The 24,475-nt window shown below is 73.3% G+C and carries 29 protein-coding genes; 15 read left to right on the top strand and 14 right to left on the bottom strand.

Features of this window, described 5'->3' with window-relative positions; genetic code table 11:
• Positions 1-44: 44 nt before the first annotated feature.
• A complete protein-coding gene (locus tag E1211_RS04105) occupies positions 45-839 on the bottom strand; it encodes an aminotransferase class IV (protein ID WP_132345516.1) in 795 nt (264 codons plus the stop codon).
• A 66-nt stretch (positions 840-905) separates the two neighbouring features.
• On the opposite strand from E1211_RS04105, the gene E1211_RS04100 reads away from it, so the two are divergent.
• From E1211_RS04100 to E1211_RS04085, 4 genes are all read left to right on the top strand, one after another.
• Positions 906-1,334: a Fur family transcriptional regulator gene (locus E1211_RS04100; RefSeq protein WP_165947160.1), complete on the top strand. Its 429-nt coding sequence runs from the start codon at positions 906-908 to the stop codon at positions 1,332-1,334.
• The gene (locus tag E1211_RS04095) at positions 1,331-2,443 is read left to right on the top strand and encodes a folate-binding protein YgfZ (RefSeq protein WP_132345512.1); all 1,113 of its coding nucleotides are present in this window, start codon (positions 1,331-1,333) and stop codon (positions 2,441-2,443) included. The genes E1211_RS04100 and E1211_RS04095 overlap by 4 nt, the downstream gene beginning before the upstream one ends.
• Before the next feature lie 22 nt (positions 2,444-2,465).
• Complete coding sequence (locus tag E1211_RS04090) at positions 2,466-3,293, top strand: 3-keto-5-aminohexanoate cleavage protein (RefSeq protein WP_132345510.1); 828 nt, start codon at positions 2,466-2,468, stop codon at positions 3,291-3,293.
• Positions 3,294-3,386: 93 nt separating this feature from the next.
• Positions 3,387-4,346, top strand: a complete 960-nt coding sequence (locus tag E1211_RS04085) for an asparaginase (RefSeq protein ID WP_207915226.1) — start codon at positions 3,387-3,389, stop codon at positions 4,344-4,346.
• Positions 4,347-4,771: 425 nt separating this feature from the next.
• Here E1211_RS04085 and E1211_RS04075 read toward each other — a convergent pair whose 3' ends face one another.
• Positions 4,772-5,569, bottom strand: coding sequence for an alpha/beta fold hydrolase (locus tag E1211_RS04075; protein WP_207915224.1), 798 nt, complete (start codon positions 5,567-5,569; stop codon positions 4,772-4,774).
• Between the two features lie 112 nt (positions 5,570-5,681).
• Here E1211_RS04075 and E1211_RS04070 point away from each other — a divergent pair, with 112 nt between their 5' ends.
• The 5 genes from E1211_RS04070 to E1211_RS04050 all read left to right on the top strand — a co-directional run bounded on the left by E1211_RS04070 (position 5,682) and on the right by E1211_RS04050 (position 9,079).
• Positions 5,682-6,299, top strand: a complete 618-nt coding sequence (locus E1211_RS04070; RefSeq protein WP_132345504.1) for a helix-turn-helix domain-containing protein — start codon at positions 5,682-5,684, stop codon at positions 6,297-6,299.
• Positions 6,296-7,060, top strand: coding sequence for a hypothetical protein (locus tag E1211_RS04065; RefSeq protein ID WP_132345502.1), 765 nt, complete (start codon positions 6,296-6,298; stop codon positions 7,058-7,060). The genes E1211_RS04070 and E1211_RS04065 overlap by 4 nt, the downstream gene beginning before the upstream one ends.
• Before the next feature lie 71 nt (positions 7,061-7,131).
• Positions 7,132-7,446, top strand: coding sequence for a DUF2516 family protein (locus E1211_RS04060; protein WP_120680391.1), 315 nt, complete (start codon positions 7,132-7,134; stop codon positions 7,444-7,446).
• Positions 7,443-8,330, top strand: a complete 888-nt coding sequence (locus E1211_RS04055; protein WP_132345500.1) for an alpha/beta fold hydrolase — start codon at positions 7,443-7,445, stop codon at positions 8,328-8,330. Before E1211_RS04060 ends, E1211_RS04055 begins: the two co-directional genes overlap by 4 nt.
• A gap of 11 nt (positions 8,331-8,341) precedes the next feature.
• Positions 8,342-9,079: an alanyl-tRNA editing protein gene (locus tag E1211_RS04050; RefSeq protein WP_132345498.1), complete on the top strand. Its 738-nt coding sequence runs from the start codon at positions 8,342-8,344 to the stop codon at positions 9,077-9,079.
• Positions 9,080-9,097: 18 nt separating this feature from the next.
• On the opposite strand, the gene E1211_RS04045 is transcribed toward E1211_RS04050, so the two are convergent.
• The gene (locus tag E1211_RS04045; protein WP_132345496.1) at positions 9,098-9,727 is read right to left on the bottom strand and encodes an ABATE domain-containing protein; all 630 of its coding nucleotides are present in this window, start codon (positions 9,725-9,727) and stop codon (positions 9,098-9,100) included.
• 68 nt (positions 9,728-9,795) lie between these two features.
• Here E1211_RS04045 and E1211_RS04040 point away from each other — a divergent pair, with 68 nt between their 5' ends.
• Positions 9,796-10,245 (top strand): VOC family protein, encoded by a 450-nt coding sequence (locus E1211_RS04040; protein ID WP_132345494.1) that lies wholly within the window; start codon positions 9,796-9,798, stop codon positions 10,243-10,245.
• A gap of 58 nt (positions 10,246-10,303) precedes the next feature.
• On the opposite strand, the gene E1211_RS04035 is transcribed toward E1211_RS04040, so the two are convergent.
• Complete coding sequence (locus E1211_RS04035) at positions 10,304-10,987, bottom strand: DNA polymerase beta superfamily protein (protein WP_132345492.1); 684 nt, start codon at positions 10,985-10,987, stop codon at positions 10,304-10,306.
• A 76-nt stretch (positions 10,988-11,063) separates the two neighbouring features.
• Here E1211_RS04035 and E1211_RS04030 point away from each other — a divergent pair, with 76 nt between their 5' ends.
• On the top strand, positions 11,064-11,978 hold the full coding sequence (locus tag E1211_RS04030) for an SDR family oxidoreductase (RefSeq protein ID WP_132345490.1): 915 nt from the start codon (positions 11,064-11,066) through the stop codon (positions 11,976-11,978).
• A 27-nt stretch (positions 11,979-12,005) separates the two neighbouring features.
• Here E1211_RS04030 and E1211_RS04025 read toward each other — a convergent pair whose 3' ends face one another.
• Genes E1211_RS04025 through E1211_RS04005 form a run of 5 tightly spaced genes read right to left on the bottom strand, consistent with a single transcriptional unit; the run spans position 12,006 to position 16,611 of the window.
• Positions 12,006-13,013 (bottom strand): YafY family protein, encoded by a 1,008-nt coding sequence (locus E1211_RS04025; protein WP_132345488.1) that lies wholly within the window; start codon positions 13,011-13,013, stop codon positions 12,006-12,008.
• A gap of 23 nt (positions 13,014-13,036) precedes the next feature.
• Positions 13,037-13,678, bottom strand: coding sequence for a response regulator transcription factor (locus E1211_RS04020; protein WP_132345486.1), 642 nt, complete (start codon positions 13,676-13,678; stop codon positions 13,037-13,039).
• Positions 13,675-14,946 carry a sensor histidine kinase gene (locus E1211_RS04015; protein WP_132345484.1) on the bottom strand — a complete coding sequence of 424 codons (1,272 nt, stop codon included), beginning with the start codon at positions 14,944-14,946 and terminating at the stop codon, positions 13,675-13,677. The genes E1211_RS04020 and E1211_RS04015 overlap by 4 nt, the downstream gene beginning before the upstream one ends.
• A gap of 10 nt (positions 14,947-14,956) precedes the next feature.
• A complete protein-coding gene (locus E1211_RS04010) occupies positions 14,957-15,706 on the bottom strand; it encodes an ABC transporter permease (RefSeq protein ID WP_243709330.1) in 750 nt (249 codons plus the stop codon).
• Positions 15,703-16,611, bottom strand: a complete 909-nt coding sequence (locus E1211_RS04005) for an ABC transporter ATP-binding protein (RefSeq protein ID WP_132345482.1) — start codon at positions 16,609-16,611, stop codon at positions 15,703-15,705. The genes E1211_RS04010 and E1211_RS04005 overlap by 4 nt, the downstream gene beginning before the upstream one ends.
• A 157-nt stretch (positions 16,612-16,768) precedes the next feature.
• On the opposite strand from E1211_RS04005, the gene E1211_RS04000 reads away from it, so the two are divergent.
• Together E1211_RS04000 and E1211_RS03995 are read left to right on the top strand one after the other, a co-directional pair.
• Positions 16,769-17,560: an EI24 domain-containing protein gene (locus tag E1211_RS04000; RefSeq protein ID WP_132345480.1), complete on the top strand. Its 792-nt coding sequence runs from the start codon at positions 16,769-16,771 to the stop codon at positions 17,558-17,560.
• Position 17,561: 1 nt separating this feature from the next.
• The gene (locus tag E1211_RS03995) at positions 17,562-18,080 is read left to right on the top strand and encodes an O-acetyl-ADP-ribose deacetylase (RefSeq protein WP_132345478.1); all 519 of its coding nucleotides are present in this window, start codon (positions 17,562-17,564) and stop codon (positions 18,078-18,080) included.
• Positions 18,081-18,157: 77 nt separating this feature from the next.
• Here E1211_RS03995 and E1211_RS03990 read toward each other — a convergent pair whose 3' ends face one another.
• The 3 genes from E1211_RS03990 to E1211_RS03980 form a co-directional block, all read right to left on the bottom strand.
• The gene (locus tag E1211_RS03990) at positions 18,158-19,060 is read right to left on the bottom strand and encodes a GNAT family N-acetyltransferase (protein WP_132345476.1); all 903 of its coding nucleotides are present in this window, start codon (positions 19,058-19,060) and stop codon (positions 18,158-18,160) included.
• A 181-nt stretch (positions 19,061-19,241) separates the two neighbouring features.
• On the bottom strand, positions 19,242-20,249 hold the full coding sequence (locus E1211_RS03985) for a LacI family DNA-binding transcriptional regulator (RefSeq protein ID WP_132345474.1): 1,008 nt from the start codon (positions 20,247-20,249) through the stop codon (positions 19,242-19,244).
• A gap of 197 nt (positions 20,250-20,446) precedes the next feature.
• On the bottom strand, positions 20,447-21,208 hold the full coding sequence (locus E1211_RS03980; RefSeq protein ID WP_132345472.1) for a maleylpyruvate isomerase family mycothiol-dependent enzyme: 762 nt from the start codon (positions 21,206-21,208) through the stop codon (positions 20,447-20,449).
• A 70-nt stretch (positions 21,209-21,278) separates the two neighbouring features.
• Between E1211_RS03980 and E1211_RS03975 the strand changes: the two genes are divergently transcribed.
• Positions 21,279-22,370 carry a UDP-N-acetylmuramate dehydrogenase gene (locus E1211_RS03975; RefSeq protein WP_132345470.1) on the top strand — a complete coding sequence of 364 codons (1,092 nt, stop codon included), beginning with the start codon at positions 21,279-21,281 and terminating at the stop codon, positions 22,368-22,370.
• A 117-nt stretch (positions 22,371-22,487) separates the two neighbouring features.
• On the opposite strand, the gene E1211_RS03970 is transcribed toward E1211_RS03975, so the two are convergent.
• Positions 22,488-23,048 carry an NADPH-dependent FMN reductase gene (locus E1211_RS03970; protein WP_132345468.1) on the bottom strand — a complete coding sequence of 187 codons (561 nt, stop codon included), beginning with the start codon at positions 23,046-23,048 and terminating at the stop codon, positions 22,488-22,490.
• Positions 23,049-23,146: 98 nt separating this feature from the next.
• Here E1211_RS03970 and E1211_RS03965 point away from each other — a divergent pair, with 98 nt between their 5' ends.
• Entirely contained in the window at positions 23,147-23,623 is a 477-nt protein-coding gene (locus E1211_RS03965) for a MarR family winged helix-turn-helix transcriptional regulator (protein WP_132345466.1), read from the top strand.
• A gap of 43 nt (positions 23,624-23,666) precedes the next feature.
• Here E1211_RS03965 and E1211_RS03960 read toward each other — a convergent pair whose 3' ends face one another.
• Positions 23,667-24,464 (bottom strand): class I SAM-dependent methyltransferase, encoded by a 798-nt coding sequence (locus E1211_RS03960; RefSeq protein WP_132345530.1) that lies wholly within the window; start codon positions 24,462-24,464, stop codon positions 23,667-23,669.
• Positions 24,465-24,475 lie beyond the last annotated feature (11 nt).

The raw sequence follows: 24,475 nt of genomic DNA, 5'->3' as shown, positions 1-24,475 counted from the left end.
CCGAGATCTACACGCGTAAGATCGTCGGCAGTGTCAGATGTGTATCAGAGACAGTCGCCGTCCAGCGCGGTCACCTCGACGAGGCCGCGCACCGACGAGGTGAACCAGACACCGTCCGCGCCGCGCAGCCCGGCCGGGGTGACCATCCGCTCGTCGGCGCCGAGACCCAGGTCACCGGCGTGGGCGAGCAGCCAGGCGGCCGTGGTGCCGGGCAGGATGCCGGTCCGGGTCGCGGGCACCGCGCAGAGGGTGCCGTCGACCAGCCACACCAGGTTCGCGCTCGGCCCCTCCAGGGCGTACCCGTCGGAGGAGATCCAGAGCACGTCGTCGACCCCGGCCCGTCGCGCCCAGCGTCGGGCGGCCGTGCTGACCGCGTACGACGTCGACTTGACTCCCGCGGGCAGCCAGTCCAACGCGGCCCGCGACGCGGCGGGCACGCCGAGCGGCAGGGTGGCCACCGTGATTCCGGTCACCCGCGCGCGGCGGGCCGCCGCCGGAACCTCGGCGAGGGTGGCGTAGACCGTCGGCGGGCCACCGCTCTCCGGCCCCCGGGTGCAGACCAGCCGGAGCGCGCCCTCCACCGCGGCCGGCCAGCCCGCCCGAACCGCGTCGAGCAGCCCCACCAGCACGGCCCGGGGCGGCAGCGCCAGCTCGACGGCCGCGGCGGACCGGGCCATCCGGTGCAGGTGCTCGTCGCGCAGCCACGGCGCCCCGGCGCGCAGGTGCATGGTCTCGAAGAGCCCGTCACCGTGCAGCACGCCCCGGTCGTCACCGCGCAGCACCGGGTCGCCGACGGCGACGGCGTCGCGGCCGAGCACGGCGATCCTCGATGCCACCATGACCGCCGAGCGTAGCGGCGGAGCACGTGGGCCGGGATCCGCGTGATGACGAACTATGATCGGACGGTGTCCGAATCCTCCCTCGCGGAAATGCTCCGCTCCCGTGGGCTGCGGCTGACGGCGCAGCGGCAGCTCGTCCTGCAGGCGGTGCTGGACCTCGGTCACGCGACGCCGGAGCAGGTGCACACCGCGGTCCGCGAGGTCGCCGCCGGCGTCAACATCACCACCATCTACCGCACGCTGGAGCTGCTGGAACGGCTCGGCCTGGTGACCCACACCCACCTCTCGCACGGCTCACCGACGTACCACGCCGCCGGCGAGCACCAGCACGTCCACCTGGTCTGCCGCAACTGCGGCGGGATCGACGAGATCGACCCCGAGCTGATCCGGCCGTTCGCCGACCAACTGCTCAGCCAGCGCGGATTCCGGGTGGACATCGGGCACGTGTCACTCTTCGGTGTCTGCGGCGGCTGTGAGAACGGGGACCAGGAATGATCGACATCGCGGGCGCGGTGGCCGTCGAGAGCATCGACGAGGCCAGCCACGACCAGCCCGAGCCGGTGCACGCCGCGGCCGGGGTGCGCGGGGTAGCCGCGCACTACGGCGACCCGATGCGGGAGCAACGTGCCCTGGACACCGCCGTCGGCCTGGTCGACCGGTCGCACCGGGGTGTGATCGCGGTGCCCGGCGAGGAGCGGGCGAGCTGGCTGCACACGCTGACCTCGCAGCACCTCGCCGACCTCGCCGCCGGCGAGGGGACCGAGCTGCTGGTGCTCTCCCCGCACGGGCACGTCGAGCAGCACGCCCTGGTCGCCGAGGACGGTGTGACCACCTGGCTGGACACTGAGCCCGGGGCGACCACCGGGCTGCTGTCGTACCTGGAGAAGATGCGCTTCTTCAGCAAGGTCGAGCCGCGCGACGCCACCGCCGACCACGCGCTGCTCTCCCTGGTCGGGCCGGAGGCGCCGGCGGCGCTCGAGACGCTCGGCGTCACCGGGCTCGCGGCACCCGACGCGGTCGCGGTGCCGGGCCCGAAGTTCCGGCACGGCGAGGTGCCGCCCCGGCCCACCGCGCGGTACGCGGTGCAGCCGCTGCCCGCCGGTGGCTGGGCCCGCCGGGTGCCCCTCGGGGTGGACCTGCTCGTGCCCCGGGAGTCGATGGACCAGGTCGTCGCCGAGCTGCGCGGCGCGGGTGTGCCGGTCGCCGGGCTCTGGGCGTACGAGGCGATCCGGGTGGCCGCCCGCCGTCCCCGGGTCGGCCTGGAGACCGACCACCGGACGATCCCCGCCGAGGTGAACCTGATCGGCCCGGCGGTGCATCTGGACAAGGGCTGCTACCGGGGGCAGGAGACGGTGGCCCGGGTGCACAACCTGGGCAGGCCGCCGCGGCGACTCGTCCTGCTGCACCTGGACGGGGTGACCACCGACCACCCGCCGGCCGCCGGCACCCCGGTCACTCTCGACGACCGCGCGGTCGGCTTCGTGGGCACCGCCGTGCACCATCACGAGCTGGGCCAGATCGCGCTCGCGGTGGTCAAGCGCAACGTTCCCGAGGACGCGACCCTCATGATCGGAAGCATCGCCGCCGCCATCGACCCGGACTGACCTCGGCGTCTAGGATCCGGGCATGACCACAGGTACGTTGATCACGGTTGCCCCGACCGGCGCGGAGTCGGCCAAGGCCGAGGTCCCGGCGCTGCCGGTGACCCTCGACGAGCTGCTGCTCACCGCGAAGGAGTGCGAGGCGCTCGGCGCCGCCGTGATCCACGTCCACATCCGCGACGACGACGCGAAGCCGACCCTCGACCAAGGGCGGCTGCGTGACACGGTGACGGCGCTGCGGGAGAGCACCGACCTGATCGTCCAGCTCTCCTCCGGCGGCGCGGTGACCGATCCGGAGTCCGACCGGCTCGCGGTGCTCGACGCCGCACCCGACATGGCCTCCTGCACGATGGGCACTGTCAACTTCGGCGACGACGTCTTCCTCAACCGCTGGGAGTTCATCGTCGACCTGCACACCCGCATGCAGGAGCGGGGCATCGTGCCGGAGTACGAGATCTTCGACCTCGGGCACCTGACCGCGCTCCAGCGCCTGCTCGGCAAGTACGGCCTCCCGCACGGCGGGCACGTGCACGTCGACCTCGTGATGGGCGTGCCCGGCGGCATGCCGGGCACCACCGAGACGCTGGTCGCCGCCCGGCAGATGCTGCGGGACCTGCCGGAGGGGACCACCTTCTCGGCCACCGGCATCGGTCGCAGCACCATCCCGGTCCTGCTCGCCTCGCTCTCGGCGGGTGGACACCTGCGGGTCGGTATGGAGGACACGGTGACCTACGCCAAGGGGCGTCCGGTGGAGTCCAACATGCAGCTGGTCGCCCGCGCGGTCGGCTTCGCGCAGCTCGCCCAGCGCCCGCCATTGACCACCGCCGAGGCCCGCGAGCTGCTCGGCCTGTAAGGCCAGCCCCGTTCGGCACTCCTGTCACAGATTCCCGGACGACCTGGTCACCCGGCCGCCGGAGACCGCCACCGCGTCGGTACCGTCCACACCGTGGCAAAGACGTACGAGGGCGGCGCGCCGCTCGCCGAGGTGGTCCGGTCGGATTTCGTCGAGGGGGTGCACCGCGGCTCGGTCGTGGTGCTGGACGCCTCGGGGGCGACTGTCGCCGGTACCGGGGACATGACCTCCCCGATCTTCCCCCGGTCCTCCAGCAAGCCGATGCAGGCGATCGGAATGCTCCGCGCCGGCCTGGAGCTGAGCGACCCGGCCGACCTCGCGCTCGTCTCGGCGAGCCACGCGGGTGAGGCCTTCCACCTGGAGCGGGTCGCCGCGCTGCTGGCGCGGGCCGGGCTGGACGAGTCGGCACTGCACTGCCCGCCGGACCTGCCGGTCGGCGAGGAGGCGCGGCAGGCGGTGCTGCGCGCCGGTGGCGGACCGACCCGGATCCAGATGAACTGCTCCGGCAAGCACAGCGGAATGCTGCTGACCTGCCGTGCGGCCGGGTGGCCGCTGGACGGCTACTGGCGGCCGGAGCACCCGCTCCAGCAGCGGCTGCGGGAGTCGATCGAGGAGTTCACCGGCGAGGAGGTGGCAGCCGTCGGCGTCGACGGGTGCGGCGCTCCCGTGCTCGCGGTCTCGCTGACCGGCCTGGCCGGGGCGTTCCTCCGGCTCGTCTCGGCCGAGGTCGGCTCGCTGCCGCGCACGGTGGCCGACGCGATGCGGGCGTACCCGGAGCTCGTCGGCGGCACCCACGCGGACGACACCCGGCTGATGCGCGGCATCCCGGGTCTGCTCGCCAAGGTCGGCGCGGAGGGCGTGATCGCCGTGGCGCTCCCCGGCGTGGGCGCGGTCGCCCTGAAAATCGACGACGGCGCCGCCCGCGCCCGGATGCCGGTGCTGGTCTCCGCGCTGCGCCGGCTCGGCGTGGACGCCCCGGTGCTCACCGAGTACGCCGAGGTGCCGCTCTTCGGCGGGGGCGTGCCGGTCGGCGCGATCCGCCCGCTCTGGTAGCCCGGTAACCGCCCGGCCCGGCCCGGTCTAATCCAGTGCGCCTGGTTCGGTCTAGCCCGGACCGGGCCGGCCTCGCTCCCCGGGCGGTACAGGTTGACGGAGAGCGCTGATACCTCAGAGGCATGGATATGCCGCTGAGGTATCAGGCTCGACCTGTACCGGGGCCTCTCCGCTCCGGGCCTCTCCGCGCCGGGCCTCTCCGCGCCGGGTCTCCCGGCACCGAGCCTCCCCGTGCCGGCCGTCCCGAGTCGCCGGCGCCGCGAGCGGTGTCGCTCGCCTCGCGTCCGGAGGCGCTCATCGACCGGGGAACGCCGGCGTCGCGTTAACGCCGGTGCCGGGAGGGCCGGCGACCTCCCGCTCGACCGGCAACGACCGCGCGCTCTGGCCCGCGCGGGCGACGGCGGCGGCCACGGCGGTGGTGCGCCTCAGCCCAGGAAGTCGAGCAACGCCTTGTTGATCGGCTCGGGACGCTCCAGCGGGGCCAGGTGAGCGGCGTCCGGCACGTCCGGCATCCGTACCCCCTGGGGCGCCTCGGCGGCGATGCGATCAGCGAGCCGGCGGAGGTCGGCGACGTCGTCGGTGCCGGTACCGACCAGCACGGGCACGGCGATCTCGCCGAGGCGGGCGATGGCCGGCGGGTCCAGCTCGCCCACTTCGACGGCGCTGAGCGCCTGCTCGGCGGCGAGGGCCCGCAGGTCCATGGACTCGGCGAAGCGGACCAGCTCGGGGTCCACGTCCTCCGGGCGGCGGGTCGGCCCCACCACCCAGAACCGCACCTCGCCGGCGGCGGTGGCCGGGAAGTCCTCCGGGTCGACGTCGCCGACCAGCTTCTCCCAGAGCTGCTCGGTCTCCTCGGACCACTCGTGCCCGGAGACCGGAGCGCCGAAGAGCGCCAGGGCGGAGACGCGGTCGGGGTGGGCGAGCGCCGTGTCCACGGCCACCCGGCCACCGAACGAGCAGCCGACGAGGGCGGCCCGGGGCAGACCGAGGGCGTCGAGCAGGCCGGCCACGTCGTCGTGGTGGGTGAACGGCAACGGCGGCAGCTCGGACTCGCCGTAGCCGCGCAGGTCGACGGCGAGTACCCGGTGCCGGACCGCGAGGGCGTCGATCTGCGCCCGCCACATCCGTCGATCCGCGATGCCGGCGTGCAGCAGCACCACGGGGCTGCCCTCGCCGGCATCGTCGTACGCCAGCACGGCGCCGTTCACTTCGATCTTGGTCATCCGAGGACCGTAGGCACGGACGGATGGGGCGCGCAAGTTCATAGATGAGACGCTGCTAACTCTGGCAAGCAATCTGCTTGCAGTAGCTAGCACCCCGGGTTACCGTCGAACCATGGCCACCGGCAAGGACCTTCCCGACATCGGCGGGTTCATTCGCGACCTGCGGCGCAACGCGAAGATCTCGCTGCGTCAGCTCGCCGAACAGGCGGGGGTCAGCAACCCGTACCTCAGCCAGATCGAGCGCGGCCTGCGCAAGCCGAGCGCCGAGGTGCTCCAGCAGCTCGCCAGCGCACTGCGGGTCTCGACCCCGGCGATGTACCTGCGGGCCGGGCTGCTGGACGACAAGGAGGGCCACGGGGTACTGGCCGCCATCGCCGTGGACCCCGACCTGACGATGGCCCAGAAGCAGTCGCTGAGCCAGATCTACGAGACCTTCCGCCGGGAGAACGTCCGCCTCGCCGAGGCGACCGCCGCGGCGGACGCGGCCCACGAACCACCGGCCACCGCGGGGCAGCCGACCACCCCGACCGAGTCGGCCGGACTCGTCAACCCGGCCGCCACCGGACCCACCACATCGGAGGGCACCCCGACCGAGGCGGTCCTCGAGTCGGTCGCGGTCACCGAGGCCGGTCCGGCGCCCGCCCCGACGAGCAGCAGTACCGACGAGAAGAAGGCCGCCGGCAGCGCGGCCCCGAAGGCCGCGGACGCGGCCGAGGAGGAGACGTCATGACCGAGCCGAAGACCAACCGCATCCCGGCCCCCGTCTACGCCGCCGCCGGCGCCGGCGAGCTGGCGATCGAGCAGCTGCGCAAGCTGCCCGCCGTGGTCAGCGACCTCGGTACCAGGGTGGTCGCCGATCTCGGCGGCAAGGCCGTGGTCACCGGCTTCGAGCTGCGTGAGAAGGCCAACGAGACGCTGCGCGCCGCCAATGCCCTGCGGGAGAAGGCGGCCGCGGGCGACCTCGACCTGAACGAGCTGCGCGCGGTGGCCGACCTGGAGAAGCTGCGCGCGGCGGCGGACCTGAACCGGCTGCGGGAAGCGGTCGACCCGGAGAAGCTGCGTGCCGCGGCCACCCGCAACGCGGCCGCCGTCCTGGCCGGCGCGCAGGTCGCGCAGGAGCGGGCGCTGGCCGCGTACGGCGCGCTGGTCGCCCGCGGCGAGCGCGTGGTCGGCGCCGGCGTGCTGGAGGCCGCCGAGACGGTGAACGCGGACATCGAGGCGACCGGGGCCGACATCGCCCCGGAGCGGCCCGCCGTACCGGGACGCCCCGCCGAGCCGGCCGAGGCGACCGCCGCCGAGGCCGCCCCGGCCGAGGTGCCCAGCCCGGCGGAGGTGGCGAAGCTCGTCGAGGAGAAGCCGGTCGCCGTCAAGGCCGAGACCGGGGACGCCCCGGCCCGCAAGCCCCGGGCCACCAAGGCCGCCAAGCCGGCCGAGACCCCGTCGGGCAAGCTGCCCCGGGCCAGCAAGCGGACCCGGCCGGCCGCCGAGTAATCCACTACGTCGGCGGCCCCGGAGGCGTCCTTGTCGGACGTTTCCGGGGTCGCCGACATAAGCTTGCCGTCATGGCCTACGCCGCGCCGATCTTCGCCTTCGAAGCCCGCTACGTGATCGAGCTCGTCCTGCTCGTCTTCGCGCTGATCATTCAAGGCGTCGCACTGGTGCACGCCATCACCCAGCGCTCCGACGCCTTCAACGCGATCGGCACCCTGCCCAAGGGGGGCTGGATCGCGATCCTGGCCGTCTGCCTCGTGCTCACCCTGCTCGGATTCGGCCCGATCAGCCTCTTCGGACTGATCGGCATCGCGGCCGCGCTCATCTACCTCTTGGACGTCCGGGTCGGGTTGCGTGACCTCAGCGACGGCCGAGGGTTCTGGTGAGAGGCTTCCGCTGGCCGCCTCCCCCGGACGGTGGGCCCCGCACCTGGGGCCCCGGCCCGGGCGCTCCCCGGACCGGCCGCCCGGCGCTGCCCGAACCGGACACCGAACTGGTCACCACGCCGCACGGCGTACGGCTGGAGCGGCTCGTCACCGGCACCGGCGACCCGGTCACCGTCTTCGCGCACGGGCTGGGGAACGGCATCGCCACCACCAGACCGTTCGGTAGCGGGGTCACCGGCCGCAAGGTCTTCTTCCAGTTCCGCGGTCACGGCCGTTCGGACGCGCCACCCGGCCCGTGGAGCTACGCGGACCTGGCCCGGGACGTCCGGGCGATGGCCGACCTGAGCGGCGCCACCCGCGCCTTCGGCGCCAGCCTCGGCGCCGGCGCGCTCTGCCGGCTGCTCACGCAGAGCCCGGAGCGCTTCGACCGGCTCGTGTTCTTCCTACCCGCCGTGCTGGACCGTCCGCGCGACGACGTGGCCCGGCAGCGGCTCACCGCGCTGCTCGACGCGGTCGAGAGCGGGGACGCCTCGGAGGTCGCCGAGGTGGTCGGCGCCGAGCTGCCGGCCGCTATCCGGAACACGCCGGCCGGCTGGGCGTACCTGCGCCAACGTCTGGACCAGCTGCTCCGGGACGGGCTCGCGCCCGGGCTGGCCAGCCTGCCGGAGCAGGTCGCGCTGCCGGACGCCCGAGCCCTGACGGCGGTCACCGCGCCGGCGTTGGTGATCGCCTGCGCGGGCGACGAGCTGCACCCGGTGGAGGTCGCCGAGCAGCTCGCGGCCGTGCTTCCGGAGGCCACCCTGCACGTCTACGACCGGCCGAACGTGCTCTGGACCGAACGCGCCGATCTGCGCGAACGGATCTCCGCCTTCTTCAACGAGTAACCTGCCCTGACATGGGTGTCACACATCACGGCCGGACGCACCGGCTGGACCTCGCCGACCCGACGCTGCGCGAGTGGGAGTGCACGGTGTTGCACGCCGACCCGGAGCAGGGCATCGTGCTCGACCGTTCGGCCTTCTACCCGGGCGGCGGTGGGCAGCCGCCGGACCACGGGGTGCTGCTCTGGCAGGGCGTACAGACCCGGATCGCCGGCACCCGCAAGGGCGACGACCTCTGGTTGATCCCCGTCGAGGGTGATCCGCTGCCGCCGGTCGGCAGCACGGTCACCGGCGCCGTCGAGGACGGGCGGCGTACCCGGTTGATGCGTACCCACTCCGGCCTGCACGTGCTCTGCGGTGTCGTGTTCCGTGACTTCGGGGCGCTGGTCACCGGCGGCAACATGGAGCCCGGTGAGGCGCGGATGGACTTCAACCTTCCCGAGGTGCCGGCGGACTTCAAGACCCGGATCGAGGAGCTGGTCAACGCCGAGGTGGCCGCCGACCGCTCGGTCGCCGTCCGGGTGCTGCCCCGGGCCGACGCGCTGGCGCTGCCGGACATCATCCGTACCCAGTCCAACCTCATCCCGGCCGACGAACAGGAGGTGCGGATCGTCGACATCGTCGGGCTGGACGTGCAGGCCGACGGCGGCACCCACGTCGCCTCCACCGCCCAGATCGGGAAGGTGCAGGTGGTCAAGGTGGAGAGCAAGGGCCGGGCCAACCGCCGCGTACGCATCCGTCTGGTGGACTGACCCGGATCGCCGGGACGCTCAGTCGGCGGCCCGGCGGGCGCGCAGTGACCGGACCTTGTGCCGGTTGCCGCAGCGCTCCATCGAGCACCAGCGGCGCTGACCGGGGCGCGAGGTGTCCACGAAGACGAGATGGCAGTTGTGGGCGCCGCACTTGCGGATCCGGTCGGCGTGCGGGCCGGCGAAGAGGTCGATCGCGTCCCGGGCGATGGTGGCGAGGGCCTGCCCGCCGCGGGCCGGGTACACCCATCGTCGGTGCCCGTCGGCGGTCAGCCGGGGTGCCAGGGGCGGACCGGCCGCGACCTCGTTGAGGGTGGCCAGGTCCGCCGGGGTCACGTCGAAGTCGGCGGGTTCGTCGCTGGGTGGCCGGCCGCCGCTCCGCGCGCACGCCAGGCGCCACAGGGCGTCCCGCAGCCGTCGCGCGGTGCTCAGTTCCTCCTCGTCGACCTCCAACTTGTCGGGGTCGAAGCGCAGCCGCGAGAGGGCGAGCCAGGCCGCGAGGTCGGCCGGCCGGTGCAGGGCCTCGTAGCGACGGCCGACCGGGCCGGGGCCGCCGGCGGTGAGGAACTCCAGGCAGAGCGCGCCCGGGTCGAAGCGGTAGCGGATGCCGTCCGGGGAGACCAGGGTGAGTCCGCTTGCGTCATCCGTCACGTAACCACTATGAACGGTTACATGGTCGGTCCGCGCTGGGCGGGTCACCGAGCGAAGGTGAGGACGCCATGGCGCTGGGCTGGAAGCTCGTCGTCGACTGCGCGGAGCCGATTCCGCTGGCCCGGTTCTGGGCGGCGGCCCTCGACTACGAGCTGGAGGACAACAGCGTCCTCGTCGACCGGTTGGTGGCGGCCGGCGCGATCGGGCCCGAGGTGTACGTCGAGGTCGACGGCCGCCGCGCGTTCCGCCAGCTCGCCGCGGTCCGCCACCCCGACGACCCGGTCGACCCGGCCAGCGGCACCGGGCTCGGCCGCCGGCTGCTCTTCCAGGCCGTGCCGGAGCCGAAGCAGGGGAAGAACCGGCTGCACATCGATGTGCACGCCGGCCCGGCCGACCGTGAGGTGACGGTGAAGCGGCTGACCGCGCTCGGTGCGACAGTGCTGCGCGAGGTGGACGAGTACGGCAGCCGGCACACCACGATGGCCGACCCCGAGGGCAACGAGTTCGACGTGCAGTGACCGGAGCGGGCCGGGTGACGTCCGCAGTCGCGGGGCGGCCACCGAGCCCGTCAGCCGGTCAACCCCGCGGCAGGTGAGCGGCGCGGACGTCGAGCAACCACCGCTCCACTGTCGCCTCGTCCGGGCGGTCCGGCAGCGGCGTGCGGACCCGGGCGAAGTCCTGCTCCGCCGCCGCGAGCAGCGTCCGGGCCTCGGCCAGCTCGCCACCGGCCACCCGCTCACCGAACCCGCGGAACCACTCCGGATCCTCGAGCCGGATCTCCAGCACGCCGGTGGCGTAGAGCTTGCGCCCCTGGTGCACCAGCCGGGCCAGGTGGCGGGCGTGCTTCGCGGTCCTGCGCCGCACGTCGGCGGAGAACGTGCCGTCGCCGCGTGACTCGAGCTTCCGGAACTGCTGGGACGCGTACCCCAGGTAGGCGTCGCGGACCCGGGGCGCGCTGAGGAAGGCCGACCGGATGGCCACGAGCCGCTCGCCCAGCTCGGTGCGCGTCTCGTAGCACTCCTCGGGCAGCCAGGCCAGTTCGGTGGCGGTCGGGTTGCCGCTCAGGGCGAGCCGGCACCACTTGCGGGCCTCGTGCAGCGTCACGTCGGGGTCGGTGGTGACCACCGACTCACGGGGCGGCCGGAGGCCGTGGAAGGCGATCGTCGGCGCGGCGAAGACGCCGATCCGGTCGGTGTCCGAGCCCGGTCCGGCCAGCCCGTACGCGACCGAACCGACGATGCCGGAGAGGAGCAGGTGCATGTGGGGATCATGACGGACGACATCCGTTCGGAAAACCGGACTTCCGCTGTCAGGTATCACTGGCAACCTCGGTCGTATGACGAAACCGCTGACAGGGAAGATCGCGCTCGTGGCCGGGGCGACCCGTGGGGCCGGCCGGCAGATCGCCGTCCAGCTCGGCGCGGCCGGAGCCACCGTCTACGCCACCGGTCGCAGCAGCCGGGCCGGCCGTTCCGAGCTGGACCGCCCGGAGACGATCGAGGAGACGGCCGAGCTGGTCACCGCCGCCGGCGGCGAGGGCCACGCCGTGGTCGTCGACCACCTGGTCCCCGAGCAGGTCCGCGACCTGGCCGCACGGATCGACGCCGAGCAGGGCCGCCTCGACGTGCTGGTCAACGACATCTGGGGCGCCGACCCGCTCGTCACCTGGCACGAGCCGGTCTGGAAGCAGCCGTTGGACGCCGGCCTGCGTACGCTGCGGCTCGCCGTCGACACCCACATCATCACCAGCCACTTCGTGCTGCCGCTGCTGATCCGGCGGCCCGGCGGACTCGTGGTCGAGATCGGGGACGGGACGAAGGCGTACAACGACGTCAACTACCGGCTCTCCGCCTTCTACGACCTGGCCAAGGTCTCGGTGAACCGGCTCGCCTTCGCCTGGTCGCACGAGTTGAAGCCGCACGATGGCACCGCGGTCGCGCTCACGCCCGGCTGGATCCGCTCGGAGGCGATGCTGGAGCACTTCGGGGTGACCGAGGAGAACTGGCGCGACGGGGCGGCCAAGGACCCGCACTTCCTCATCTCGGAGACGCCGGCCTTCGTCGGGCGGGCGGTGGCCGCCCTCGCCGCCGACGAGGAGAAGGCCCGCTGGAGTGGGCGGTCCGTCTCCGCCGGCGAGCTCTCCCAGGTGTACGGCTTCACCGACGTCGACGGCAGCCGGCCGGACGCCTTCCGCTACATCAGCGAGGTGGTCGACGCCGGCAAGCCCGCCGACGTCACCGGCTACCGCTGACCGGCGACGCCCCGGTCACCGGCGCCGCTACCGTTGATCGTCCGCGCGCGGCGGGGCCGGGTCCGGATCGGCGTAGAGCCGGCTCATCCGCGCGGCGGCGGCGGCCATCAGGGTGCGCAGCTCCGGTGGGCCGAGCACCTCCACCTCGGGACCGAGCGTCAACAGTTGGGCGTACGCCACCTCGACGGACTCGACGGGCAGCCGCAGCACGACCCGGCCCTGCCCGTCGGGGCCGTCGGCGGCGGTGACGGCCTCGTCGTACACGAAGGGGGCGTCGACGAGGTGGCGCAGCGCGCGCAGGCCGGCGGCGCTCAACCGGAGCGTGACCTCGGCCCGGAGCATGCCGCGCAGGAACGCCTCGGCCTGTTCCCGCCAGTACGCGGCCAGGTCGAAGCCCTCGTCCCGGTCGAACGTCTCCGCGCCGAGCTCGACGTCGGTGACCCGGTCCACCCGGTACGTCCGATGGTGGCCGTCGACCCGGGCCACCAGATACCAGGTGCCGCTCTTGAGCACCAGGCCGTACGGGGCGAGCTCCCGGGTGACCTCCCGGTCACCGCGCCGGTAACGCAGCCGCACCGTGCGGTCCTGCCACACGGCGCCGGCCAGCTCGGCGAGCCACGGCGGCGGCCCGGCCTCCCGGAACCAGCCCGGCACGTCGAGGTGGAACCGCTGCCCGGTGCGGGCGGGCGCGTCGCGCAGGCTCGGCGGGAGCGCGGCGAGCAGCTTCAGCTCGGCGGACGCCACCGCGTCGGCGAGCCCCATGTCGCCGGCCGGACCGGGCAGCCCGGCGAGGAAGAGCGCCTCCGCCTCGTCCCGGGTCAGCCCCGTCAGCCGGGTGCGGTAGCCGCCGAGCAGGCGGTAGCCGCCGGCCCGGCCGCGGTCGGCGTAGACCGGCACCCCGGCCGCCGAGAGCGCCAACACGTCCCGGTAGACGGTCCGCTCGGAGACCTCCAGCTCCTCGGCCAGCTCGGCCGCCGTCATCGTCTCCCGTGCCTGGAGCAGCAGCACCAGGGAGATCAGCCGGGACGCGCGCACCCGTCCATCCTGCCCCGGCGGCCTCACCGCCCGCCGGGGGTGAGCAGGCCCCGGTCGTACGCGACGGCGACCGCGGCCGCCCGGTCGTTCACCCCGAGCTTCGCGTAGACGTGCAGCAGATGGGTCTTGACCGTCGCCTCGCTGATGAAGAGCTGGGCCGCGGCCTCCCGGTTGGAGGCGCCCCGGGCGACCAGGGTGAGCACCTCCAGCTCGCGCTGGCTGAGCGGCTCCCGGGCGGGGGCGCGTAGTCGTCCCATCAGCCGCCCCGCCACGCTGGGCGAGAGCACCGACTCGCCCCGGGCCGCCGCGCGCACCGCGCGCACCAGCTCGTCCCGGGGCGCGTCCTTGAGCAGGTAGCCCGTGGCGCCGGCCTCGATCGCCGGCAGCACGTCGGCGTCCGTGTCGTACGTGGTCAGCACCAGGACCTTGACGGTGCTGCCGGAGCGGGCCAGCCGGCCGATCGCCGTCACCCCGTCCATCCCGGGCATCCGGAGGTCCATCAGCACCACGTCCGGGGCCGAATTGGCGGCCAGCGCCAACGCCTCGGCACCGTCGCCGGCCTCGCCGACCACCTCGAAGTCCGGGTCGCCGGTGAACATGCCGCGCAGCCCGTCCCGCACCACCGGGTGGTCGTCGACGATGAGCAGCCGTACCGGAACGCTCAACCGGCACCTCCGGGGAGCGCGGGCACGGAGGCCGAGACGGCGGTGCCGCCGCCCGGCTCGGACTCGATCGTCAGCTCGCCGCCCACCCCTGTCACCCGCTGCCGCATGGCGGTGAGGCCGTACCCGCCGTCCGCCTGCCGGGGCACGGCCCGGACGTCGGGCTCGAAGCCGATCCCGTCGTCCCGGACGTCCAGGGTGACCACGTCCTCCATGTACGACAGGGTGAGCCCGACCCGGGTGGCCTTGGCGTGCCGGGCGACGTTCGCCAGCGCCTCCTGGGCCGTCCGCAGCAGGGTCACCTCGACCTCCGGGTGCAGCGGGTGGGCCTCGCCGGTGACGCTGACCTCGGCGCGCACCTCGTTGATCGCCGACCAGCGCCGGGTCAGCTCGCCGAGCGCGTCCGGCAGCCGGGCCGACTCCAACGCCTCGGGGCGGACCGCCCGTACCGAGCGCCGCGCCTCGCTGAGGCTCTCCCGGGCCAGGGCGACGGCGTTCTCGACGTGCCGCCGCCAGTCGGCCTGCCGGTCCCGTGCCTGCCCGGCGGCCTCCAGCTGGGTGATGATGCCGGTGAGGCCCTGGGCCAGGGTGTCGTGGATCTCCCGGGCCATCCGCTGCCGCTCGTCGGTCACCCCGGCCTCGCGGGCCTGGGTGAGCAGCTGGGCGTGCAGCCCCTCGTTCTCCCGCATCGTCTCGGCCAGCCGGCGGTTCGTCTCGGCCAGCTCGTCGACGAGGCGTTTGCGGTTGGTGTTCTGCCGGTCGGCGACCATGCTGAACCAGGTGACACCGCCGGCCAGACCCGCGTTGAAGAGCACCAGCACCGACCAGAGCAGCCAGTGCGACGGGGAGGTCGGCAGGCCCGCGCTCTGCGCGGTGGCGATCAGCACGGCGGTGAAGACCACCCCGACGAACCGCCACCGGCCGTCGAGCACGAGGAAGGCGTGCGCGAACCCGATCCAGGCGAAGAAGGCGTACCACGGGCTGGAGAGGACCAGGAGGGCGGCGAGCCCGAGCAGCCCCGCGTAGTAGACCCGCATCAGGGCGCGGCGGCTCGCCCAGGCCGGATGCAGGTTGACGAACCACCCGACCCAGCCGGCGGTCACCAGGGCGAGCACCGGGTGGGGGGCGATCGAGAGGCCGTCGGGCACCGGTGCGAAGGAGGTGAGCAGCATCCCGACGGCCAACCCGCCGTAGGGCACCACGCGGTAGAGGCCGGCCTCCCGGGCCTCCCAGGTGGCCAGCCGGTCGACCTGCTCGGCGGTGCTGCTCATCGTCGTTGGCTCACTCCCAGCGGAACAGCTTGGCCGCGCCCGCCCCCGCGAGCACCGCGATCCCCGTCATTATCGCCAGGTGCAGCGGCTGGGGTGGGGTGCCGGTCCAGCTGTCGAGCAGCGCCTGCACGCCGGGGGGCGTGTAGTCACCGATCCGGACGAGGAGGTCGGGCAGCAGGAACCGGGGCAGGTAGACCCCGCCGAAGAACATGATCAGTAGGAACAGCGGCGCCATCAGCGCCTGGGCCGCCTTGGCGGTCCGGGCGACCGCCGCGACCAGCAGGCCCAGCGCGAGCAGCGCCGCCGTACCCAGCACGAAGGCCGCCGCGAAGCCCAGCGGATGGCGGGGCAGCGGTACGCCGAACGCCAGCCGGCCGACGACCACCAGCAGTACGGCGCTGGCCACGATCGCCGCCAGGGTGATCACCAGTTGGGCGGCGAGCAGCGCGGCGGGGCTGGCCGGGGTCGTGGCCAGCCGGCGCAGCACTCCGCGCTCCCGGTAGGTGGCGAGCATGGTGGGCAGCACGTTCAGCCCGGCCACCGCGACCGTGACCACCAGCAGTGAGGGCGCGAAGTACGAGACGAACGTCTGCCCGTCGAAGGTCGGGTCCGGTCTGCGGAGCGCGGGAACCAGCCCGAGCACCACCAGCACCAGCGTGGGCAACCCGACGGTGGCCAGCATCGTGCCGACGTCCCGCAGGTAGAGCCGCGTCTCGACCCGGAGGAGCTGCCCGAAACCGCGCATGTCGTTCCCCTTCATTCGGTGATCCGCCGCCCGGTCAGTTCGACGAACGCATCGTCGAGGGTGGACTGTTCGAGCCGGAGGTCGGCGGCGACGATCTGGTTGCGGGCGAGCACCGATGCGACAGCGTGCAGCACGTCCCCGGAGCCGCTGACCACCACCTGGCCACCGGTGCGTTCCACGGTGGTGACCTCGGGCAGTTCGGTGAAGAGCCGGTCGTCCACCTCGGCGCTGGGCCGGAACCGCACCCGCTGGGTCGGGGCCACGCGGCGTACCAGCCCGGCGGGGCTGTCCACCGCCACCACCCGGCCCCGGTCGATCACCGCGAGCCGGTCGCAGAGCCGCTCCGCCTCCTCCATGAAGTGGGTGACCAGGATGATCGTCACGCCGCGGTCGCGGATCCGCTCGATCAGCTCCCAGGTCACGCGGCGGGCCTGCGGATCCAGGCCGGTGGTCAGCTCGTCCAGGATGGTGATCTCCGGGTCGCCGACCAGCGCCAGCGCGATCGAGAGCCGCTGCTTCTGCCCGCCCGACAGCTTCTTGTACGGGGTGTTCCGCTTCTCGTCGAGCCCCAGCTCCGTCATGAGTTTCGCCGGGTCGGCGGGCCGCCGGTAGAACGACGCGAAGAGCTCCAGCGCCTCACCGACCCGTAACCGGTCGGGCAGCTGGCTCTCCTGGAGCTGAACCCCGACCCGCTCCCGCAGCCCGGCCGCGTCCCGGCGAGGGTCGAGCCCGAGCACCGACACCTCGCCCCCGTCCGGGACCCGGAGCCCGGCGACGCACTCCACCGTGGTGGTCTTGCCGGCGCCGTTCGGGCCGAGCACACCGAAGATCTCTCCGGCTTCGACAGTGAACGACACGTCGTCCACGGCCACCACGTCGCCGTACCGCTTGTGCAGGTTGGTCACCTCGATGACCGGCATGCCCCCGCCCTCCGCCGTCGTTCATCCGTACCTCCGAGGGTGGTGGCCGGGGCACGCCGCCGCATCGACCGGCGGGCGTTCACCTGCGGCGAGGCCGGTTGACCTCCGATATCCATCAACCGGTTGATGTGCCGGTCGCCGGTTAGGCTCTGCGATCGTGGACGTGATCAGCATCGCCCGGCCGGTGACCGGGGCCGCCAGCCGCTTCCTCTCCGGAGCGGGGCTGCTGCTGCGCGGCGTCGCCCTCTACGTACGCAGCCCGAAGCTGATGCTGCTCGGCGTCGTGCCGGCGCTGATCTCCGGCGTGCTCTACCTCGCCGTGTTCGCCGCCCTCATCTGGTTCGTCGACGACCTCGCCGCGCTGATCACCCCGTTCGCCGACGGCTGGTCGACGGTCTGGCGCGACCTGCTGCGGGTGGTCGCCGGGCTGGCGATCGTCGGCGTCGGTGGCCTGCTCGGCGTGGTCACCTTCACGGCGGTCACCCTCGTCATCGGCGACCCCTTCTACGAGGCGATCTCCGAGCGGGTGGAGAACCGGCTCGGCGGCACGCCGGGCGCGGTGGACGTGCCGTTCTGGTCGTCGCTGCGCCGCAGCCTCGCCGATTCGGTACGCCTGATGGCGCTCTCCGCCCTCGTCGGCGTTCCGCTCTTCGTCGCCGGCTTCATCCCGCTGGTCGGTCAGACCGTGGTCCCGGTCATCGGGGCGGCGATCGGTGGCTGGTTCCTCGCCGTCGAGCTGGTGGGCGCGCCGTTCTACCGGCGCGGTATGCGGCTGCCCGAGCGGCGGGCGCTGCTGAAGGCGGACCGGCCGACAGCGCTCGGCTTCGGGGTGGCCGTCTTCGTCTGCTTCCTGATCCCGCTCGGCGCGGTGCTGGTGATGCCCGCCGCCGTGGCGGGCGCCACCCTGCTGGCCCGACGCGCGCTGGGTCAGTCCACGACGGAGGGATGACATGGAGCTCACCCTGGTCCAGGGGGACATCACCGCCCAGCAGGTCGACGCGGTCGTCAACGCCGCCAACTCGTCGCTGCTCGGCGGGGGCGGTGTCGACGGCGCCATCCACCGCCGGGGCGGGCCGGAGATCCTGGCGGAGTGCCGGGCGCTGCGGGCGTCCCGGTACGGCCGGGGCCTGCCGACCGGTCAGGCCGTCGCCACCACGGCCGGTCTCCTGCCGGCCCGCTGGGTGATCCATACCGTGGGTCCGGTCTGGTCGGCGAGCGAGGAGCGCTCGGAGCTGCTGCGCGCCTGCTACCGCAACAGTCTCGCCGTCGCCGACGAACTGGGCGCGGCCAGCGTCGCCTACCCGCTGATCTCCGCGGGTGTCTACGGCTGGCCCGTCGAGGACGCGGTGCGCCAGGCGCTGACCGTGCTGCGCGCGACCACGCCGGCGCGGGTCACCGAGGCCCGGCTGGTGCTCTTCGACACCGGCACGTACGAGACCGCCCAACAGGTGGCCCTACGGCTCGCGTGATCCGCTCGGGTTACCTGCGTGTCGGGGTATCCGGGCCGTGCGATGCGACGACTTCAAGGAACCCGAGTCGATCAGCCTCAGAGCTCCCGCAGGCACGACCACTGGGCGGCCACCGGCCGGTAACCGAGCCGGGCGTTGATCGCCAGCATCGGCGCGTTCGCCTCGTCGTTCGAGGTGTACGCGACCCGTACCCCGCCGACGGCGGCCCGGTGCAGGGCCGCCCGCTTCGCCAGCCCGGCGAGGCCACGGCCGCGGTGCTCGGGCAGGGTGCCGGTGAAGTCCGACCACATCCGGTCGCCGTCCCGCTTGACCACGCTGAACGCCACCAGCTCGCCGTCGGACTCGACAGCCGTGCTGGCCGCCCTGTCCAGGCCGAGGTTCTGCCAGACGTCGTGCTGCCAGGTCTCGTAGCTGATCGTGTCGGAGGGTACGTCGCCCGGCTCGTCGGCGGCCGTCGCGATCTCCGCCCGGTACAGCCGGTGCGGGTCCAGCTCGGCGAAGGGCAGCAGCCGTACGTCCGGGGGAGCCGCCGGCATCGGAGGCGCCGGGCGCAGGTCGAGCGCCGAGTAGCGCATCTCCCGGCTCGGGCTGAAGCCCTGCCGGCGGGCGAAGGGCAGCGCCTCCGACAGCGCCCAGGTGCGGACCCGGCGGACCCCGAGCGGGCGGAGGTGACCCAGCGCCGCGTCGAGCAGGGCCGTCCCGATGCCGCGACGGCGGTGCTCGGGGTGGGTGTGCAGCAGTGAGACCTCCCCGAAGTCGGGCTCGGAGGTCCGGATGTTGCGGTACGCGGACGCCCAGCCCACCACCCGGTCGTCGACCTCCGCGACGAACGCCGTCCACTCCTCGTCGGCGGGGGGTTCGGCGATCATCTTCCGGGTGGACGCCTCCCCGCGCACCAGGTACGGGTAGACGAGCGCGCGGAGCGCGACCACGGCGGGCGCGTCGTCGGGAGTGGCCCGCCGGAGCTGGACGTCAGCCATCGTGACGCACCTGCCCCCGCGCGGCGAGGACGGGCACGGGAACCGGGCGCGCGGGTGTGATCATCTCGCGACGGTACCGGTGCCTGAACGGCGCCTCGACCGATTTACCGGGCTGCCGGAACAGGCCGACTGCGTCGCCGGGGACGCCTGCGGAGCGCGAACGGCGTCGACGCGCGCCCGTTCAGGCGGAGTCGCGCCGGATCAGCTCGGTGGAGAGCACCAGGGCCGGCTCGACGGTCTCCCCGGCCGCGAGCCGGAGCAGTTGCCGGGTCATCTGGCGTCCGATCTCCTGGATCGGCTGCCGGACGGTGGTCAGCGGCGGTTCGGTGTAGGCGGCGGTCTCGGTGTCGTCGAAGCCGATCACGGCGACGTCGTCCGGTACCCGGCGACCCGCCTCGCGCAGCGTACGGAGCGCGGCCTGCGCCATCAGGTCGGACGCGACGAAGACCGCGTCCAGGTCGGGGTGCCGGTCGAGCAGGTCCCGCATCGCCGCCGCGCCCGACTCCCGGGTGAAGTCGCCGGTCGCCACCCGCTCCGCCAGCCCGGCGGCGGCCACCGTCTGCCGGTACCCGGCGAGCCGCTCGATCCCGGCCACCATGTCCGACGGCCCGGCGATCGTGGCGATCCGCCGCCGCCCGCCGTCGATGAGGTGCTGGACCGCGCGACTCACCCCGCCCACGTGGTCGACGTCCACATAGGGCAGCCCGGCGCCGTCGAGCGGCCGGCCGTTGCAGACGACCGGGATGCCGAGCTGCGCCAGCAGGGCGGGCAGCGGGTCGGCCGCGTGCAGCGAGGCGAAGAGCACGCCGTCGACGTGCCGGCCGGTGGTGTAGCGGGCGACCCGCTCACGACCGGCCGGTGAGCCGGCGAGCATCAGGACCAGCTGCTTGTCGGCCGCCTCCAGCTCCTGGCTGACCCCGCGGATGATGCCGGGGAAGAACTGGTCGTCGGAGAAGACCCGGTTCGCGTCCTCCGGCATGACAAGCGCGATGGAGTCGGTCCGCTGGGTGACGAGGCTGCGGGCGGCGAGGTTCGGCACGTAGCCCAGCTCGGCGACCGCCCGGTGGACCGCTTCCCGGATCTCCTCGGCGACGGTGGTGGAGCCGTTCACCACCCGGGAGACGGTGGCCCGGGAGACGCCGGCGCGCCGGGCCACCGCTTCCAGCGTCGGCCGTCCCGCCGTCCTCATCGCCACCACCGTGGCGTCGTCGCACCCAAGTCCGTCACGCCTCGACCGCACCTTCCGTGATCCCGCCGATGGTCCGGTGGTTCGTCGGACCCCTTTCCAGGTCGGCCGGAAACGGTGGTCGGTGTTGATCTGGAAGAGCGCCCTCCGACAGGGTGATCCGTGCCACGACGCATGTCAAGAGAGCGCTCTCCCGAAGATCAGCTCACCCGCAGGCCGTCCAGCAGGCTGCGGTCGCCGGTCACGTCCAGGGTGTCGAAGCTGACCCGACCCCAGAGGGCGAGCAGCAGATCGCTGGCCGTGCCGCTGACCAACGCCCGCGCGCGGTGCTCGTCGTGGTCGAGGATCGTGTCGGTGTCGAGCAGCGCGACGCCCTCACCCCGCAACCGCAGGTACCACTGCTGCGCCGCGTCCGCCGCGACCAGCTGCACCACGCCGTGCCACTGCCCGGGAGTGCGTCGTTTGCCCGCCGGCAGCCAGGTGTCCAGCACCTCGCTCACCCCGTCGGCCGCGAGCTTCGCCTCGACCGGCTCACCGGCGGCGATGGCGAGCTGGGCGTCCCAGCGGTGCACCGCGGTCTCGTGCGCCGCCCGGCGCGGCCAGAAACCGGCCTTCTTCGGCTGCGGCGCCCAGTTCCACGCCGACGCCTCCGGATCCACTCCCTCGAGGACGGCCATCAGCCTGTCGTACCCCTGCTGCCAGTACTGCAACGGCGTGACGCCCGGGCCCGGCTCGCCCCGCTCCGGGCGCTCCGCCGGCGCGCTCGTGACTCCGGAGCCCGCGAACGAGGAGATCCAGTGGTAGAAGCCCCCGAGGTGCAGGGTCAGGTCGGCGACGGTCCAACCGGGGCAGGAGAGCACGGGTGTCTCGGGCGGCGCCTCGGCCACCGCCGCCGCGAAGGCCGGCCCCTCCACCCGGAGCGCACCGATCCAGAAGTCCTTCGTGCCATGCAGTCTGCTCATCGCCATCCTCCCGGGGGTGACCCGGCTACCAGTGGGTGCCGTGGCTACCCCTCAGCCTAGGGTGAAGGGTGTGTCAGACGTCTACGCCCAGCCGACAACCGGAGTCGACGCGACCGACGTGAGAGCCCTGGCCAGCTACACCACACTGCGCATGGGCGGATCGGCCGGCCGGATCGTGCCGGGCAACAGCGCCGAGGAGATCGTACGAGCGGTACGCGAGGCCGGCATCCGGGACGAACCCGTACTGGTCCTCGCCGGCGGCAGCAACGTCGTGATCGGGGACGCGGGCTTCCCCGGCACGGTGGTGCTCGTCCGCTCGCGAGGGCTCAAGGTGGTCGCCGAGGACGCCGACACGGTGACCGTACGGGTCGAGGCCGGCGAGCCGTGGGACGAACTGGTCGCCACAACCGTGACCAACGGCTGGTCGGGGCTGGAATGCCTCTCCGGCGTACCGGGCTCCACCGGGGCGACGCCGATCCAGAACGTCGGCGCGTACGGCCAGGAGGTCGCCGAGACGATCACCGGCGTCGAGGTGTACGACCGGGTGGAGGGCGTCGCCGGCCGGATCGACGCCGCCGACTGCGGGTTCGCCTACCGGTCCAGCATCTTCAAGTACAGCGACCGATGGTTGGTGCTCTCGGTCGATTTCCGGCTCGCCCGCTCGCCGCTGTCGGGTCCGGTGCGCTACGCCGAGCTGGCCCGCGCCCTCGGCGTCGAGGTGGGGGACCGGGTGCCGCTGGCCGACGCGCGCGCGACGGTGCTGCGCCTGCGGGCCGGCAAGGGCATGGTGCTGGACGCGGCCGACCCGGACACCCGCTCCGTCGGCTCGTTCTTCACCAATCCGGTGCTGGACCGGACGGCGTACGAGCTGTTCCGCGAGCGGGCCGCGGACCTGGCCGAGGCGCCCTCGTGGCCCTGCCCGGGTGACATGGTCAAGTTGAGCGCGGCGTGGCTGATCGACAAGGCCGGGTTCGGCAAGGGGTACCCGGGGCCGGGCGGGGTCGCCATCTCCAGCAAGCACACCCTGGCGCTGACCAACCGCAGCGGCCGGGCGAGCGCCGCCGACCTGGTCGCGCTGGCCCGGGAGATCCGCGACGGCGTCCACAGCCGCTTCGGCGTCACCCTCCACCCCGAGCCGGTCCTGATCAACTGCACGATCTGACCCGCCCTGCCCCGGCCCGGTCGGGGCGGGCCGGCGGGTGGTGGAGAAGCGCGTACGGGCGTGACCGACCGGCCACGCCCGTACCGCATAAATCGGGTGAACGGCTCTCCGGCCGGACTACTTGCCGCGCAGCGGCGCGAGCGCCCGGCTCCACGCCACGACCTGGTCGAGGGTCGTGTTCAGCGCGTCACGCTGGAAGTCGTTGGGCTTGAAGACGCTGAAGTTCTCGAAGTCGGTGAAGAGCGAGAGCGCGACCTGGGAACGGACGTCGGCGAGCTGCAGCTCACCGGCGATCAGCCGCAGGTGCTCGACCGCGCGGGCGCCACCCACCGAGCCGTAGCTGACGAACCCGACGGCCTTGTTGTTCCACTCCTTGTAGAGGAAGTCGATCGCGTTCTTCAGCGCGCCGGACGTCGAGTGGTTGTACTCCGGCGTCACGATGACGAACCCGTCGAACGAAGCGATCTTGTCCGCCCACTCCAGCGTGTGCGGCTGCTGGTACTGGTCCATGGCCGGCGGGTAGATCTCGTCCAGGTGCGGCAGCTTGTAGTCGAGCAGGTCGACGAGTTCGAACTCGACGTCCGTGCGCTCCTTGGCGACCTCGTACACCCAGCGCGCCACGGGCTCGCCGACGCGACCCGGCCGCGTGCTGCCGATGATGATTCCGATCCTGGTCATCCCGGTCTCCTCCTCGTGCGGGACCCCGAGTGGAGTCCTTGCTTGACCAAGCAACTATAAGGCGAGCAATTGCTTCGTCAAGCAAGTACTGTGGGTGCATGTCCAGCGTCACATCGAACCCACCGGAACTCCCAGAAGGGGTTCTGCCCCTCAATCCGGACGAAGAGGCCGTCGTGCGGGCGCTGCAGCGGGTGATCTACGCGCTGCCCCGGGCCATCGACGCCGCGATGCTCCGCGAGCAGGGGCTCCCGCTCATCGAGTACCTCACCCTCATGCACCTCTCCGAGGCCGCCGACCGGCAACTGCGGATGAGCGAGCTCGCCACCATCTGCGAGCTCTCCCTCAGCGGCATGACCCGGGTCGTGCAGAGGCTGGAGGGACAGGGGTTCGTCCAGCGGGTCCGCAGCGATCAGGACGCCCGCGTGTGGAACGCCGTCCTCACCGACGCCGGCTTCGCCCGCCTGGAACAGGCCTGGCCCACCAACCTGATCGCCACGCGCCGGCACTTCATCGATCACCTCGCCGGGCTGGACCTCAAGCAACTCGCCGCGGCGATGCAGAAGATCGCCACCTGAGGAATCGGGCGGCCACCGGGCGGGGCGGCCACCCGCACCCCCGCTACGCCGGGGCGACCACGGACCAGGGGACGGTGAGCTCGCCGAGACGCCAGCGCGCGGGCCGGTCCAGCAGCGGCCAGCCCCCGTCCCGCAACGACCGGACGGCGTGCAGCCAGCGCTGCCGCGGACCGAACGGGGCATAGCCTGCAGCGGCCCGCCAGGCGTCGTCGAGCGCCCGGATCAGGGCGTGCACCCGCTCACCCGGCACGTTGCGGTGGATCAGCGCCTTCGGCAGGCGTTCGGCCAGTACGGCGGGGGTCTCCAGGGTGGCGAGCCGGGCGGCCAGGGTCAGCGAACGCGGACCGTCGGCGTCGATCAGCAGCCAGCCGCCCAACCGGCCCAGCTCGTCGCAGGTGCCCTCGACCAGCAGCCCGCCCGGTGCCAGCGCGGCGGTCATGGTCCGCCACGCCTCGCGCACCTCGCCCTCGTCGTACTGGCGCAGCACGTTGAGCGCCCGGACCAGCACCGGACGCAGACCGGCCAGCTCGAACCCGCCCCGCGCGAAGGTGAGCCCCGGCGGGTCGGCGGCCGGGGCGGCGGCGGCCACCCGCTCCGGGTCGATCTCCAACCCGACCAGCCGTACGTCGGGTCGCACCCCGGCGGCCAGCCGGGCGCGCAGCTCCACGGCGGTGATCGGGGTCGCGCCGTAGCCGAGGTCCACCACCAGCGGGTCGGCCGCGTCGCGGAGCAGGTCGCCGCAGGTGGCCACCACCCAGTTGTCCACCCGGCGCAGCCGGTTCGGGTTGGTCGTGCCCCGGGTGATCACGCCGTACGGCCGACGCCGCCCGGGCGCCGTCATCGCCATGACCG

Origin of the sequence: Micromonospora sp. 15K316 (assembly GCF_004348525.1) — a bacterium.
Lineage (GTDB): Bacteria > Actinomycetota > Actinomycetes > Mycobacteriales > Micromonosporaceae > Micromonospora.
Note: the sequence above shows the minus strand (reverse complement) of the source record. Positions and strands in the feature narration are given on the sequence as shown.

Coding starts and splice junctions, on each gene's coding strand:
- E1211_RS04015 (WP_132345484.1), bottom strand. CDS start 14,946: ATGAGCAGCACCGCCGAGCAGGTCGACCGGCTGGCCACCTGGGAGGCC.
- E1211_RS03990 (WP_132345476.1), bottom strand. CDS start 19,060: ATGGCTGACGTCCAGCTCCGGCGGGCCACTCCCGACGACGCGCCCGCC.
- E1211_RS04070 (WP_132345504.1), top strand. CDS start 5,682: ATGGCCACCGGCAAGGACCTTCCCGACATCGGCGGGTTCATTCGCGAC.
- E1211_RS03960 (WP_132345530.1), bottom strand. CDS start 24,464: ATGACGGCGCCCGGGCGGCGTCGGCCGTACGGCGTGATCACCCGGGGC.
- E1211_RS04095 (WP_132345512.1), top strand. CDS start 1,331: ATGATCGACATCGCGGGCGCGGTGGCCGTCGAGAGCATCGACGAGGCC.
- E1211_RS04030 (WP_132345490.1), top strand. CDS start 11,064: ATGACGAAACCGCTGACAGGGAAGATCGCGCTCGTGGCCGGGGCGACC.
- E1211_RS04005 (WP_132345482.1), bottom strand. CDS start 16,611: ATGCCGGTCATCGAGGTGACCAACCTGCACAAGCGGTACGGCGACGTG.
- E1211_RS03970 (WP_132345468.1), bottom strand. CDS start 23,048: ATGACCAGGATCGGAATCATCATCGGCAGCACGCGGCCGGGTCGCGTC.
- E1211_RS03965 (WP_132345466.1), top strand. CDS start 23,147: ATGTCCAGCGTCACATCGAACCCACCGGAACTCCCAGAAGGGGTTCTG.
- E1211_RS04105 (WP_132345516.1), bottom strand. CDS start 839: ATGGTGGCATCGAGGATCGCCGTGCTCGGCCGCGACGCCGTCGCCGTC.
- E1211_RS04010 (WP_243709330.1), bottom strand. CDS start 15,706: ATGAAGGGGAACGACATGCGCGGTTTCGGGCAGCTCCTCCGGGTCGAG.
- E1211_RS04065 (WP_132345502.1), top strand. CDS start 6,296: ATGACCGAGCCGAAGACCAACCGCATCCCGGCCCCCGTCTACGCCGCC.
- E1211_RS03980 (WP_132345472.1), bottom strand. CDS start 21,208: ATGAGCAGACTGCATGGCACGAAGGACTTCTGGATCGGTGCGCTCCGG.
- E1211_RS03985 (WP_132345474.1), bottom strand. CDS start 20,249: ATGAGGACGGCGGGACGGCCGACGCTGGAAGCGGTGGCCCGGCGCGCC.
- E1211_RS04040 (WP_132345494.1), top strand. CDS start 9,796: ATGGCGCTGGGCTGGAAGCTCGTCGTCGACTGCGCGGAGCCGATTCCG.
- E1211_RS04050 (WP_132345498.1), top strand. CDS start 8,342: ATGGGTGTCACACATCACGGCCGGACGCACCGGCTGGACCTCGCCGAC.
- E1211_RS04035 (WP_132345492.1), bottom strand. CDS start 10,987: ATGCACCTGCTCCTCTCCGGCATCGTCGGTTCGGTCGCGTACGGGCTG.
- E1211_RS04090 (WP_132345510.1), top strand. CDS start 2,466: ATGACCACAGGTACGTTGATCACGGTTGCCCCGACCGGCGCGGAGTCG.
- E1211_RS03995 (WP_132345478.1), top strand. CDS start 17,562: ATGGAGCTCACCCTGGTCCAGGGGGACATCACCGCCCAGCAGGTCGAC.
- E1211_RS04075 (WP_207915224.1), bottom strand. CDS start 5,569: ATGACCAAGATCGAAGTGAACGGCGCCGTGCTGGCGTACGACGATGCC.
- E1211_RS04060 (WP_120680391.1), top strand. CDS start 7,132: ATGGCCTACGCCGCGCCGATCTTCGCCTTCGAAGCCCGCTACGTGATC.